The organism is Flavobacterium sp. BFFFF1 (assembly GCF_002256285.1).
In the GTDB taxonomy this organism is placed as follows: domain Bacteria; phylum Bacteroidota; class Bacteroidia; order Flavobacteriales; family Flavobacteriaceae; genus Flavobacterium.
Map to the genome: position 1 here is coordinate 181,187 of NZ_NKJE01000001.1, position 14,535 is coordinate 195,721.

A 14,535-nucleotide genomic window follows, 5' to 3' on the forward strand; every position below is an offset into this window, starting at 1 on the left:
TTTACTGATTAATTCTATAACCCACATTGCGTACGGTTTCAAACCAGTCGATTTCGGTATGCTTGTCGAGTTTATGGCGCAGGTTCCGGACATGTACGTCTATAAAATTAGAATCTGAGTTAATTTCAAGAACATCGCCCCAGATGTGTTCCGTGAGCTGTAGGCGGGTAATCACGCGGTTTTTATTTAAAATAAGGTACCGGAAGATTTGGAATTCCTTTTTTGTCAGGTTCAACTGCACGTCCCCATAGCAAACCTTAAAATCATCAAGCCGGATTGTAAAACCATGGACCACAATCTCATTCGCGGTATAGCCGTGCATGCGCCTGACGATGGCGTGGAGTCGGGCACCGAGCTCTGTTAAAGCAAACGGTTTGGTGAGGTAATCATCTGCGCCAAGCTGTAGCCCGCTGATTCGGTCATCCAGTTCTCCCCGTGCGGTAAGAATGATCACGACCATCTTTGATGCTGTTTTCCTGATGTCACGAAGTACGTCCATACCGTTGCCATCGGGAAGGCCAAGATCGAGCAGCATTACATCATAGGAATTTACCGCAGTTTCTTCCAAAGCATCGGCGCAGCCGCTCACCTGTTTGCAAAGGTAGCCGACACCCCGCAGATAATCGGTAAGCTCGTCAGCAAGTTCCTGATGGTCTTCAACAATTAAGATGTTCATTGTGGGGATATTTGTTCGCCAAAATAACAAATAATACACGGAGAATGATTGTGGCGTTAACAAATTTTAACGTTGATAAAAATACAAATTGAAGTTGCGCATTTTAAGGATAACATTGTATTTTTACCGTTTACACCTAAAACCGTTGTATGTCACAAAAACGCCTTTTCCTGCTCGATGCGTATGCGCTTATTTTCCGCGGATATTACGCTTTTATAAAAAACCCACGGATTAATTCAAAAGGCATGGATACTTCAGCAATCATGGGTTTTATGAACTCGTTGCTCGACGTCATCAAACGTGAAAAACCGGATCATCTTGCCGTGGCATTTGACAAAGACGGAAGCCATGCGCGCACAGAAATGTATACCGCATACAAAGCAAACCGCGATGAAACACCGGAAGCGATAAGGCTCGCCATTCCATACATCCATGATCTACTGCGCGCCATGCATATCCCAATCATCGAATTGGCGGGATGCGAGGCGGACGATCTTATAGGAACCATCGCAAAACAGGCAGAAAAACAAAATTACCAGGTCTTTATGGTGACGCCGGATAAGGATTTTGCGCAGCTTGTTTCGGAGAATATTTTCATATACAAACCTGCCCGAATGGGAAATGGCATCGAAATATGGGGTATTCCTGAAGTGCAGGAACGCTTCCAGGTGGAGCGCCCTGAGCAGGTTATTGACTTTCTTGGGATGATGGGCGATGCTGTAGACAATATTCCAGGACTTCCGGGCGTGGGTGAAGTGACCGCCAAAAAGTTGCTTAAGGAATTCGGGTCGATGGAAAACCTGCTCGAAAACACAGACAAGCTGAAGGGAAAAATGAAAGAGAACATTGAAGCCAATAAGGCTTTAGGCCTTCTGTCCAAACAGCTTGCGACGATTCTATGCGACTGCGACGTGCAGTTTAATGAAGACGATTACGAATTGACCAAGCCCGATGCAGAGAAAGTGGAAGAACTATTCCGCGAGCTTGAATTCCGACGGATGGCCGAGCAGTTCAACAACCTCTTTTTTACCGAACAAAAAACGTACTCCAACATCGAGACGCAGGGATTGTCGCCTACCAGGACAATCGTGAAAAACGAACAGCAATTTGACTTATTTGCACCGGAACCCTCAGGCGATGAGACGGCTCAGGGAAATAACAGCTACTATAAAACGCTTGAAAACACAGACCATCATTATCAGCTTGTCGAGACAGACATGGCCATAAAACTGCTGGTCCAGAACCTGCTAAAGCAACCGGCTGTGAGTTTCGATACCGAAACCACCGGAATTGACGCACTGAATGCCGAACTTGTGGGACTGTCTTTCTCATGGGAAAAAGGCAAGGGATTTTATATTCCTGTCCCTGAAAACCGCGAAGCTGCTCAAACATTGGTCAATAAATTTGACGCGTTCTGGAACGCTGAAACCATCGAAAAAATCGGCCAGAACCTCAAATACGACCTCAAGGTTTTGTCAAATTACGGTGTTAGCGTCAAAGGCAAATTGTTTGATACGATGATCGCACATTATCTGATCAATCCCGATATGCGCCACAACATGGACATATTGTCGGAAACTTACCTGCAATACACGCCAAAATCCATTGAAGATTTAATCGGTAAAAAAGGGAAAAACCAAAAATCGATGCGTGATGTCGCCTTAGACGATATTAAGGAATATGCTGCGGAGGATGCCGATGTCACGCTGCAGCTGAAAGAGCATTTTGCACCGATATTAGACCAGACCGAAACACGCAAACTTTTTGACGAAATCGAAATTCCGCTGGTGCCTGTTTTGGCAGCGATGGAAACCGAAGGCGTCCGCTTGGATACTGATTTTCTAAAGACACTCTCTGGCGAACTGGACAATGATATTAAAATTTTTGAAAGCCGGATCTACGAGGCTGCGGGGGAAAAGTTCAACCTCGCTTCGCCAAAGCAGCTCGGCGAAATCCTGTTTGATAAAATGAAAATCGGCGAAGGAAAGCAGAAAAAAACCAAAACCGGCCAATATGCGACAGGTGAGGAAGTATTGTCATATTTAGCATTGTCAAGCCCGTTTGTACAGGATATTTTGGACTGGAGACAACTGGTGAAACTGCAAAGCACTTACGTTACCGCACTACCCACACAGGTATCGTCCAAAACCGGTCGCGTACATACCGATTATATGCAGGCTGTCGCTGCGACGGGACGCCTTAGCTCCAATAATCCCAATTTACAAAACATTCCCATCCGGACGGAACGCGGAAGACAAATCCGTAAGGCGTTTATTCCGAGAGATGAAAACCACACCTTGCTGTCTGCGGATTATTCGCAAATCGAATTGCGCATCATTGCCGCTTTGAGTGGCGAAGAGAACATGATACGCTCTTTCCGGAACGGCGAAGACATCCACGCGTCAACCGCGTCAAAAGTATTCAATGTGTTGCTGGACGAAGTCACCCGCGAACAACGAAGCCATGCCAAGACCGTAAATTTCGGAATTATTTACGGGGTTTCGGCGTTCGGTTTAAGCAACCAGACGTCGTTAACACGCAGTGAATCCAAAGACCTCATCGATGCATACTATCAAACCTACCCAAGGCTTCGAAGTTATATCAATGAGCAAATCGAAACGGCACGCGAGCAGGGATTTGTGCAAACCATTTTAGGAAGAAGGCGCTATTTAAAAGACATCAATTCAGCCAACGCAGTGGTGCGCGGTGCTGCAGAACGAAATGCGGTGAATGCTCCGATACAGGGAAGCGCCGCCGACATCATAAAAATTGCGATGATCAACATCCACCGAAAGCTGGTTTCTGAAAACTGGAAAAGCAAAATGCTGTTGCAGGTACATGATGAGCTGGTGTTTGACGTACACAATTCAGAGTTGGAAAGAATCCAGCCGATGATTAAATTTGAAATGGAAAACGCCTTTAAACTCGAAGTCCCACTGGAAGTAGACCTCGGAATGGGCAAAGACTGGCTTGAGGCACATTAATTTATAAAACGATGAGAAAAATTACCCTTCTGTTCCTGATCTGCCTTTCGGTAAAAATGAACGCGCAGCAAACCGACAAATACAAAAAACTGGACAGCCTTTTGCACTACCTGTCTGAGAACAACAAATTCATGGGCTCGGTGACGCTTCGGGAAAAAGATAAGATTGTCTTTAGCCATGCCTATGGGTTTTCCGATTTTGACCACAATGTAAAAGCGTTTCCAAAGACCAAATATAAAATCGGATCCATCACGAAGATGTTCACCGCATCAATTATTTTTCAGCTCATCGAAGCAAACATATTAAAACTGGATACCAAAATCTCAAAGTACTTTCCGGAAATTAAAAACGCCGAAAAAATTACGATTGCCGATCTGTTGGGGCACCGTAGCGGTATTTTCAATTTTACCAATGACCCCGATTTCGCGATTTTTTCAGAAATCCCACAAACCCGTGAATCGATGGTGAAAAGGATCGCCGCGTATGAGCCTGTTTTTGAGCCGAATTCAAAATCGGATTACAGCAATTCAAACTACCTGCTCCTGGGCTATATCATCGAAACAATTACCAAAAAAAGCTATCCTGAGAATGTAACGGAACGCATCGTCAAAAAGATTGGGCTCAGTGACACCAAATATTACGGAAAAATTGACGCGTCAAACAACGAAGCATTTTCGTATGCATACGACGGAAAAACATGGGAAAAGCGGGAGGAATGGCAGGAATCCGTCGCTTACGCAGCGGGCGCACTGCAGTCAACTACGGACGATTTAACGGTGTTCGTACGCGCTTTGTTCGAAGGAAAACTAATCAATAAAACTTCGCTCTCTGCCATGACTACCATCACCGACGGCTATGGAAAAGGCATCTTTACCTTCCCATTCTTCGCCAAAACGTTTTACGGACACACCGGCGGTATAGAAGGATTTTCATCGATGCTGGGATACAATCAGGAAGATGGCCTGGCATATGCCATGACCGTAAATGGTGCCAACTATGATACGAACCAGATTGCCATTTATGTCCTGAGCAGTTACTATGGGACGGCTTTCAAATGGCCGGAATTTAAAACCGTAGCGGTGGACGAAAAGAAACTTCAAAGCTACGCAGGAATCTATGCCACTGATAAAATGCCTATAAAGATCACCATTGCCTACAATAATGGCGGTCTTACAGCACAGGCAACCGGTCAGAGTGCCTTTCCATTAACGGCAGAAAGTGAAACCGATTTCACGTTTGAACCAGCGGGCATCACCATCAGTTTTTCGGAGAACGCCTTTAAAATAATTCAGGGCGGCATGACAACCGACTTTAAAAAGGATCAGGAGTAGCAAATTCAAATCTAAAAGCTTAGTTTTAACGCAACCTTAACTTAAAGCGGGCATCAGGTATGTAACCAGAAAACACAACGAAATTGGAGTCTTTAAAAACAATATTGTATTTCTCTTTATTTAAATACCCGCTGAAGCTGGAAGAGATTTGCCGTTTTTCGATTTCCAAGGACTGCCCTAAAATTGAAACCGAACTTCGTGATCTCGTCGCCAAAAAAGTAATTTTCCAGATTGAGGATTATTATTATCCGGAATATGATCCAAGCTGCCTTGAAAAAAGGAAGAACGGCAATAAAATGGCCGCCGACGCCTTGCTGAAAGCGAAAGAACGTGCCCGTTTAATTTCAAAATTCCCTTTCGTGGAAGCTGTGGGCGTGTCCGGATCACTCTCAAAAGGCTACTACGATAACGACAGCGACATTGATTTTTTTGTGATTACAAAGCCCGGAAAACTTTGGCTTTCCCGCACATTTTTGATGCTCTATAAAAAAATATTCCTCTTGAATTCGAGAAAATATTTTTGCATTAACTATTTTATGTCTTCTTCAAGCCTTGAAATCGAGGAGAAAAACCGTTTTACGGCAACCGAGATTAAAACGCTACTTCCCTTTGAAGGCAGGGAGGTATTTGAAGAATTTTACAATAAAAACGAATGGGTATCCCATTTGTTAGGACAACACGACCCAAAACTTGAAGATATTGGCGTGATTGAAAAACCATCAGGTGTAAAGGCGCTTGAAGCAGCACTTAGCACTAAATTTGGCGAATTTCTGGACGTTGTATTTAAAAAAACAACGGTGGCATTTTGGAAATTAAAGTTTCGACAAATGCACACTGAAGATTTTAAAGTCGCATTGAAATCCACTAAAAATATTTCAAAACACCATCCGCTCAATTTTCAGAAAAAAGTGATTGGTGCACTGAATGAAAAATACGAAGAGATCAGAATCAACCATAACATCGAATTACAACGCGAGTATGTCTGATATTCTTTTTTCACATTCCTATTTCTACCGCCGCGATCCGAAACAATGGAAGAATAAAACGCCTTTTCCTCCGTTGGGCACGCTCTATGCGGCCGCACTCATGCGCGAAAATGGCTATAAAGTCAATTTGTTCGATACCTGCCTGGTCCATGATCCGCTTGACATTACTCCGGTAATGAAATTATTGACCCCTAAATACTTCGTTATTTATGACGATGGCTTTAATTATCTTACCAAAATGTGCCTGACAACCATGCGCGAGGCTTGTTTTGAAATGATCCGCATCGGTAAAAGCAATGGCGCTACAATCATCGTCAGCAGTTCTGATGCCACCGACCACGCCGAAAAATATCTATTGCAAGGTGCTGACTATATCATCCAGGGCGAAGGCGAGTTTACGCTGCTGGAATTGATCAATACCCTGGAACGCAACCAGGCGCCCGAAGAAGTCGCTGGAATCGCCTATTTAAGAAACAACGAATACTGCGTGAATGCGAAGCGGCCGGTTTTACAAGATCTTGATGCACTGCCGCTGCCCGCATGGGACCTGGTTGAAATGAACGATTACAAAATTATCTGGAGCCAGAGTAATCAGGAGTTTACATTAAATATTGCCACGACGCGGGGTTGTCCTTACAAGTGCAATTGGTGCGCCAAACCGATTTATGGCAACCGCTACAATTCACATTCCCCGGAATACGTTGCGAATCATTTAGAATTTCTCCGACAGTCATTCGGCGTGAAAAGGTTCTGGATGTGTGATGATATCTTTGGCTTAAAACCGAATTGGGTACAGCAATTCAATGTCGCGTTAAAAAGTAAAAAACTCAATATCCGTTATTACATCCAAAGCCGCGTCGATTTGCTTTTAAAGGAAGACACCATCGATGCATTGGCAGAGTCCGGACTCGAAGAGGTTTGGGTGGGTGCGGAAAGTGCTTCCCAAAAAATTCTCGATGCCATGGACAAAGGTACCACGGTCGAACAGATTTATGACGCTACAAAATTGCTTAAAAGTAAAGACATTCGGGTGGCCTTTTTTCTGCAATTCGGTTATCCCGGTGAAAACGCACAGGATATCGAGGATACCATTGCAATGGTTAAGGAATTGATGCCGGATAATATCGGTATTTCGGTTTCTTATCCTTTGCCCGGGACACCATTTTTCGAAAAGGTAAAATTGGAACTGACCCAAAAAGCAAACTGGGAAAATTCCGATGACCTGGAAATGATGTTCAACGGCACCTACAAATCAAAATACTATAAAAAGTTGCAACGTTTTGTGCACAAGGAGTATCGAAAGACACAAGGCCTGCATAACCTGAAAACAATCGCTGTCAATCCGCTGCAGGTCTCAGTAAAGAAAATCATATCCATTATGAAGCTGGGATATTATGTCCCAGGATCCTACGTTAACCGGATAAGCCTAAAAAAACTGCAAAGTGAAAACCGGATTCGATAGTGCCGCCGAATCATACGATGACACTTTTACGAACACGTCTATCGGAATTTTACAGCGTAAAGCCGTCCATGCCGTTTTATCTGATCTTTTTGAAATTCGAAAACCGGAAAAAGTACTGGAAATTAACTGTGGTACCGGAACTGACGCACTCTGGCTGGCCGATCAGGGATTTAAAGTTATCGCTACGGACATTTCCGAACGAATGATTGAAATGGCAAAAGCTAAAGATAAATGCAACAGTGTTCATTTCGAAGTGGCCGGCTTTGATACTTTAGCGGAAAAATTTTATGGACGCCAATTTGAACTGATTTTTTCGAATTTCGGCGGACTGAATTGTCTTACCAAAAAAGAATTGGGATTTTTTTTCGAAGATCTCGGTAAAATCACCCCGCCAAACGCAGTTTTAGCGTTGGTCGTTATGCCTAAAAATACGCTTTGGGAACGGTTCTATTTTTTTGCCAAAGGGCAGTGGAGCGAAATCCAGCGCCGGAAAAAGGAGTTTGCGATTGCTGATGTTAACGGCGAAAAAATCGTGACTTTTTACCATAATCCAAACGAAATTGTGAGACTGGCAAAACCAGCATTCAAACTAAACCGCGTTTATCCAATAGGCTTTTTTGTACCGCCCTCTTATCTAGAACCCGTTTTCATGAAACATCCAAATATATTGGCTAGCTTGGGAAAACTGGAACGCAAAATCAGGAAGATCAGTTGGCTCGCACGTTTTTCAGACCATTACTGTATAATACTCGGGAAAGAATGAGCATACTCCTGACACATGGTTATTATTTGTCTTCTGATCCAAAAGAACAACGGATCATGAAGCCATACCCACCGTTGGGCTTGCTTTACATTTCCGGTTACCTCAACAGCAAAGGCGTGGCAAATCATGTTTTTGACAGTACGTTTAGTTCGCAATCGGAGCAACTTTCGTTTATTCTGGACAAGAAACCAGAAATCGTCGCCATTTATACGAATTTGATGACGAAGATTGAAGTCATCAGGTTAATTAAAGAACTTAAATCACCGCGTTTTAATTCCCTAAAAATTGTTCTTGGAGGTCCGGATGTGACCTACAACATTGAGAATTACTTAAATGAAGGGGCAGATTTCCTGATCATCGGCGAAGGTGAGGAAACTACATTTGAATTGTATCATGCCATCACCGGCAATACTGCTTTGGCAGATGTAAACGGCATCGCTTTTATCGAAAACGGGGCTATTGTCAAAACCGCTGCGCGCACCAAATTTCGCGAACTTGATGATTTGCCGCTGCCAAACCGCGACGCCATCCCAAATGAAAAATACCTGGACACGTGGAAAAAAAACCACGGGGAAAGTTCGATGACCATCTCCACCCAACGCGGCTGCCCCTACACCTGTAAATGGTGCAGCACCGCAGTATATGGGCAAAGCTATCGCAGAAGGCCTGCACAACTTGTAGCTGCTGAAATGAAAATGCTCAAGGAAAAATACAACCCCGACGCCATTTGGTTTGTCGACGATGTGTTTACCATCAGTCATAAATGGCTGACGGCTTTTCATGAAGAGGTAGTGAAACAAGGTGCGCAAATTCGGTTCGAATGCATCACCCGTGCAGAAAGGCTCAACGAAGAGATTTTAAAACTGTTGAAAGAAGCGGGCTGTTTCCGGATCTGGATTGGGGCTGAAAGTGGCTCACAGAAAATCATCGACGCCATGGACCGTCGCGTTGATGTAAATCATGTAAAGAAAATGATTCAGGATACCAATGCGCTCGGAATTGAAACAGGAACCTTCATCATGGTAGGTTATCCGGGAGAAACCGAGGGCGATATTACCGAGACGATCCAATATCTGAAAGAAGCAAATCCGACACATTATACCATTACGATTGCCTACCCGATTAAAGGTACTTCATTGTATGACGAAATCGAAAAAGACATCACCACTGCGCCTGATTGGTCAACGTCGACAGACAGACAGATTGATTTCAAAAGGGAATATTCAAGAAAGTACTACGACTATGCGGTGTCGAAAGTAGTTAACGAAGTGGAATACCATCGGGAATACATCAGGAATAAATTATCAGTAAAAGCACTGAAACACAAGGCCAAATCGGTAATGGCCGGAACGCTTATGAAATTAAAAAAATAGAGTGGATGGGTTACAAGGGTTAAAATTGCGTATTTTGTATGCTCAGTCAATTTAACTCAGGCTTCTGAAGCAACGCATTCTGATTCCTGGATCGTAGGGTATCAGACCTTCAGTCCACCTTCCGTTGGAACGACATAATTTACTTGGTCATCTATGATAATCTTAAGGAACAATGCTTAACCTGTTAAGCTTTTTCAGTGCAAAATACCCTGAATACGTTCAGGTTCCCCTCGAAAAGATTCCGGGCAACGAAGGATATGTGAAAATTCAGGGGAATGATCAGCCTGTGACCCTATTTAACGTACTCTATGAACCGCAACTCATTGGTCTGACGTTTTCGGACAATAATTTTACAAGCACCGAAATTGAGGGCGTTTCCAATCTCAGTCTTGGAGAAAACGCTATTTGCCTAAAAATTAGTTTTGAGTCTACGATTAAAATTCCCTCTGGGAATACCTTTTTATACCGTGTAAACAATGCGGATCTGGATATCCGATTTTGGAAACGGAAATATTTACAGCGCTTTTACAAAAGAGCGGTTGCCAAAAACAATTTTGTAATTGACGTATTCGATTTTGGCGTTTTCCTGAAAATAACTTCCTTTTTCTATTACCCAAAACCTGTTTTCCTTGTCAGCACTAAGGACAAGGAGGGAAAGAATACGTTTCCGGTGGACACCTGCAGGAAAGTCGGGAACTACTATATTTTTGGAGCAAGGAAGTCAAACAGGATTATAAACAAGGCGGTTGTTGGTGATGAGATTGTTATTGGAAGTTCTGATTTTACCCAGAGGGAGTTAATTTACCAGCTGGGAAAATACAGTTCCGGAAAAAATGAAATTCCGTCTTCGGCAGATGGTCAAACCGGTATTTTTGTCCCATCAACGGTAGCTTCGTATGAAGTTGCGGAAATACATCAGATTATTGCTTATAAAAACCAAAACGTTTACATTGCCAAAGTAACTTCGGGAATCATGAAGTTATCCGATAATCCAATGTTAGCACACATCCATAAATTTTGGCTTATTGAAGGGAAAATCAGAAGCCGCTACCGTTTGTGACTTCGTAAAAATGACACTTAAAAACTTATACCTTGAAACTCCGATCAGGATTTAAAGAAATTGTTTCTATTGTTCCAAAACAAAGCCGAAAAAGTCTTCGGAAGTTTTTATATGCCTCAATATTATTCAGTTTTCTCGACCTGCTTTCCGTCGCATATCTCATCCCAGCCATGCTCCTTTTGCTTGACAGGCAAAAACTGGCTGGAATGCTGCAACAGTACCATATCGGAGTGAATATTTTTAACACGGGCACAATTGTCAGTGGCGTGGTTATACTCGTGCTGATTTACGTTGTGAAAAATATTTTCCAGGCTAAATTTAATACTGCCCTGTATCAATTTTTATACCGCATGTCACAGGAACTTTCCGTTGCGGCAATGAGACGGCATTTGCAACACAATTACATTCATTACCAGCAACAGGACAAAGGGCATTTATTACAGCGTGTCACCACAGCGTGCAGGGATTTTTCTACCAGCCTGATCGCCTCTGCCCTGCTGTTGGCGTCAGAAATCCTCACATTCATAGTCATCCTTTCGGGCATGCTTGCCTGTTATTTCAAACTCACGATCTTCACCATTTTTGTCACAGGGATTTTCGCTTTGATTATTTACCAGATAAAAAAGAAAGAGATAATCCTGATCAACACAAAATACAAAGACGCTGCTGCGAAAGCAAATTCGGAATTGATCAATATTATGGATGGCTATATGGAGATAAAGATTTCTGGCCAGTCCGAAAAGTTTCTGAACCGTTTTTCGGAAGAACAAGAGCCGTTAAGTGACGCCAGCGCCAAGCTTACAGCAACATCTGCTAATTATTCTAAGTACCTCGAAATTTTCCTGATTGCAGGGACCGCCGGATTAATTTTGTACAATCTCACAATGCCCGAAGGAAAAGATGCCTATGTACTGATTTCAGTATTGGCAGCGCTTAGTGTCAAGATTATCCCGTCCATTAATAAAATACTGAATGCACTAACTATGGTGAATTCTCACTACTACACCGTAGAAATACTGAGACAAAACTCCGTTTCGGAACCGCCGCCTACGATGTACACCCTTTTTAATAAAAGTCTTGATTTCATTAATATCCATTTTAGCTATTCCGAACAAATGCCCGTTTTCAGCAATTTGGATTTCCGTATTCGCAAAGGTGAAATTCTTGGCATTAACGGCGTTACCGGGTCCGGAAAAACGACCTTCCTGCATCTCGTCGCGGGATTAATACGCCCTAACAAAGGTGCTATTCATCTGGACAACCAAATTATCCGTGACGATTACTTTTTTTCATTTGTAGGCTATGTACCGCAACAGCCTTTTATTTTTCACGGAACCATTCTGGAGAATATCACCTTGCGGCAGGAACCCGACACGGTCGATTTCGAGTATATCGAATTCCTGCTTAAAAGTCTGTATTTAGAAATACTGCTCGAACGGCCAAAAGGCCTCGATACAATTTTGCTGCATAACACGATGAAACTCTCCGGCGGGCAAAAACAGCGGCTGGCATTAGTACGGGCATTATACCATAAACCGCAGCTTCTGATACTCGATGAAGCCACCAACCAGCAAAATGACCCGATGGAAAAAAGCATCTATCAATTTATCCGGCAAATGGTGCTTTCGGAACAAATGGCTGTGCTGACAGTGACACACAATCCAAACATTGCCGATTTTTGCGATGCTGTTTTTAGGATGGAAAAAGAAACCTTAATACGATGCTAAAACCGTGAAAAAGTTACTGATTCTTTCTCCTGCTTTTCCAAAAGACGAATCTGAAAGCCACGTCATCCCGTTCCTGCAACATGTTTTTTTAGAATTTCGGGCACAGTATCCTGAAATTGAACTCACCGTTGTGGCCATTCACAAACCCATCTCAAAACCGTATTCGTTTAACGGAATAAATGTCATTCCGTTGAACGGCAATGATGTGAAATATCCAGGTAAATTATTATTTCTGACAAAGGCTTTTTCTAAAATCAGACGATTGCACAAAAAAAATAACTATGACGGAATCCTCAATCTTTGGTATCATGAATTAAGTTTCCTTACCTCGTGGATTCATCCAAAAACGTTCACATGGATGCTGGGACAGGATGTGCTGAAAAACAACCTTACATTGCGAATGTTCAGGCCCAGACCGAATAAAATTATGGCTTTGTCGGATTATAATAATGAAATGCTTTTCAGGAACTCCCGAATCAAAGCACACAAAGTCATTCCGATGGCGATCAATGAATCGCTGTTTCCGGAACTGAACACGGAAATAAGGGAAATCGACGTTTTTGGCGCGGGCTGGCTTACACCACTGAAAAATTATCGGTTGTTTGTGGAAGTAATTCTGGAGTTGAAAAAGACCTTTCCATATATCAAAGCTGAAATCGCAGGAACAGGGCCTGAGGAAACGGCACTGAAAAAATTTATTCACGACAACAATCTCGAAGACAATGTGAAGTTCCCCGGATTACTTAGCCATCAGCAGACTTTGGAAAAAATGAATCATTCAAAGGTTTTTCTTCATCCATCGACTTTTGAAGGCGGATCAACAGTATATTTTGAGTCGCTATTTTCAGGATGCCAATTGGTTGGCACCTTACCGATGATGGACAAACCAATTGAAAATTTTCACTGCGTTCGGCATAAAGAAGACATCGTAGCGCGCATGGCAGCGTTGCTTCAAAATCCCAAACCGCCCAAACGAATCACTTACTATAAAATGTATGAGGTATGCCGCGAAATTTATGATCTTTATTATTGATAAAATTCCGCTATAACTGCCGATGTTTTTCGTCCGATGGCTTCAAAAGAAAGTTCATCATTGAAAACCTGACGTGTTTCAAGCCGATTTAATTCGATTTCCGAAGTATTTAACGACAGCAGCAATTTCAAAAGACTGTTGGAATTTCCTTTTTCGAAAAGCAGTGCTGCACTTCCAGCTGTCATTTGCACAAACGAAGGAATGTTGCTTACCAATGGGATACAGCCACAAGCCATTGCCTCGGCCAATGCAATACCGCTGCCTTCCGAATGTGAGCATGAAATGAAATAATCAGCTGCATTGAACCAGTTTTCCAGCTCCTTATTATCAACTTTCCCTTTAAGGATTATATCTCCAGCCAGATCATTTTCAGCAATAAACGACTTCATGATGGGCAGTAAGTTGCTTTCGGCGAAAAACATATAAGCTACAAATTCGTTCCCTGCTTTTTTATAAGAAGACAGCGCTTCGAGCATACAAAAAGGATCTTTATTTTCATCGAGGTCCCCTACCCAGATAAACGTCATTCGGTCGTGATCAATTTTAAGTATATCCCTGCACACCTGCTTATTCTTTAAAACGAATCCGGTCGAGCATTCCATTATTTCACGAACCTGGCTTTCAGAGCGCACCAAACCAGCCGCTACAAAAGGCTGTGCCTGCTCCACACTCACAAACAAATAACAATCTGCCCGCGAGTAGCATTTTTTCTGGATTGCCCTTTTAAGTCTATTTTCGGAAGGGTTTCCAGCGTGGTGCTGGATAATCCATTTAAACCTTTTGCCGAACAGGGCGCTCAATAGATAAAACCGAATCGGAAATGAAAAACCGTGAAAAAGTACAACGGCATTTTTTTTTGACATAAATAACCGGTATGCGCGCAACAAATCCCCAAAATGGTATCTGTAGAGGAAGAATGGTTTTTGTTCCTGTAGATTGGCACCAAATCGGATTACTGAAAAATCAATATTTTTATCGAGAAATTCCAGATAGCCTATCGAATGTGGCGTCAAGTCAATTTCTTCCTGAATCGACCGGATTTTTCTGTCAAATACCGAAATATCAATGAAAGTATGGTAGTTTTGTGCCATTAGTCAAAATTATGAAAATTATTTAAAAACGGTACATTTGTTAAATTGA

General features: G+C 42.7%; 11 protein-coding genes. 9 read left to right on the forward strand and 2 right to left on the reverse strand.

The window, feature by feature from the left end:
- Position 1: 1 nt before the first annotated feature.
- Positions 2-676, reverse strand: coding sequence for a response regulator transcription factor (locus CFE23_RS00700; protein ID WP_291082515.1), 675 nt, complete (start codon positions 674-676; stop codon positions 2-4).
- Between the two features lie 149 nt (positions 677-825).
- Here CFE23_RS00700 and polA point away from each other — a divergent pair, with 149 nt between their 5' ends.
- The 9 genes from polA to CFE23_RS00745 all read left to right on the forward strand — a co-directional run bounded on the left by polA (position 826) and on the right by CFE23_RS00745 (position 13,395).
- A complete protein-coding gene (gene polA, locus CFE23_RS00705) occupies positions 826-3,660 on the forward strand; it encodes a DNA polymerase I (protein ID WP_291082517.1) in 2,835 nt (944 codons plus the stop codon).
- Between the two features lie 11 nt (positions 3,661-3,671).
- Positions 3,672-4,991 carry a serine hydrolase domain-containing protein gene (locus CFE23_RS00710; RefSeq protein WP_291082520.1) on the forward strand — a complete coding sequence of 440 codons (1,320 nt, stop codon included), beginning with the start codon at positions 3,672-3,674 and terminating at the stop codon, positions 4,989-4,991.
- Between the two features lie 83 nt (positions 4,992-5,074).
- Entirely contained in the window at positions 5,075-5,977 is a 903-nt protein-coding gene (locus CFE23_RS00715) for a nucleotidyltransferase domain-containing protein (protein ID WP_291082522.1), read from the forward strand.
- Positions 5,970-7,439, forward strand: a complete 1,470-nt coding sequence (locus CFE23_RS00720; RefSeq protein WP_291082525.1) for a radical SAM protein — start codon at positions 5,970-5,972, stop codon at positions 7,437-7,439. Before CFE23_RS00715 ends, CFE23_RS00720 begins: the two co-directional genes overlap by 8 nt.
- Positions 7,420-8,202 (forward strand): class I SAM-dependent methyltransferase, encoded by a 783-nt coding sequence (locus CFE23_RS00725; RefSeq protein ID WP_291082529.1) that lies wholly within the window; start codon positions 7,420-7,422, stop codon positions 8,200-8,202. Before CFE23_RS00720 ends, CFE23_RS00725 begins: the two co-directional genes overlap by 20 nt.
- Positions 8,199-9,575 carry a radical SAM protein gene (locus CFE23_RS00730; RefSeq protein WP_291082532.1) on the forward strand — a complete coding sequence of 459 codons (1,377 nt, stop codon included), beginning with the start codon at positions 8,199-8,201 and terminating at the stop codon, positions 9,573-9,575. The genes CFE23_RS00725 and CFE23_RS00730 overlap by 4 nt, the downstream gene beginning before the upstream one ends.
- 172 nt (positions 9,576-9,747) lie before the next feature.
- Complete coding sequence (locus CFE23_RS00735; protein WP_291082535.1) at positions 9,748-10,635, forward strand: hypothetical protein; 888 nt, start codon at positions 9,748-9,750, stop codon at positions 10,633-10,635.
- 32 nt (positions 10,636-10,667) lie between these two features.
- On the forward strand, positions 10,668-12,362 hold the full coding sequence (locus CFE23_RS00740; RefSeq protein ID WP_291082538.1) for an ABC transporter ATP-binding protein: 1,695 nt from the start codon (positions 10,668-10,670) through the stop codon (positions 12,360-12,362).
- Positions 12,363-12,366: 4 nt separating this feature from the next.
- A complete protein-coding gene (locus CFE23_RS00745; RefSeq protein WP_291082541.1) occupies positions 12,367-13,395 on the forward strand; it encodes a glycosyltransferase in 1,029 nt (342 codons plus the stop codon).
- On the opposite strand, the gene CFE23_RS00750 is transcribed toward CFE23_RS00745, so the two are convergent.
- Positions 13,389-14,486 (reverse strand): glycosyltransferase, encoded by a 1,098-nt coding sequence (locus CFE23_RS00750; RefSeq protein ID WP_291082544.1) that lies wholly within the window; start codon positions 14,484-14,486, stop codon positions 13,389-13,391. The two genes, CFE23_RS00745 and CFE23_RS00750, sit on opposite strands and share 7 nt — an antisense overlap.
- Positions 14,487-14,535 lie beyond the last annotated feature (49 nt).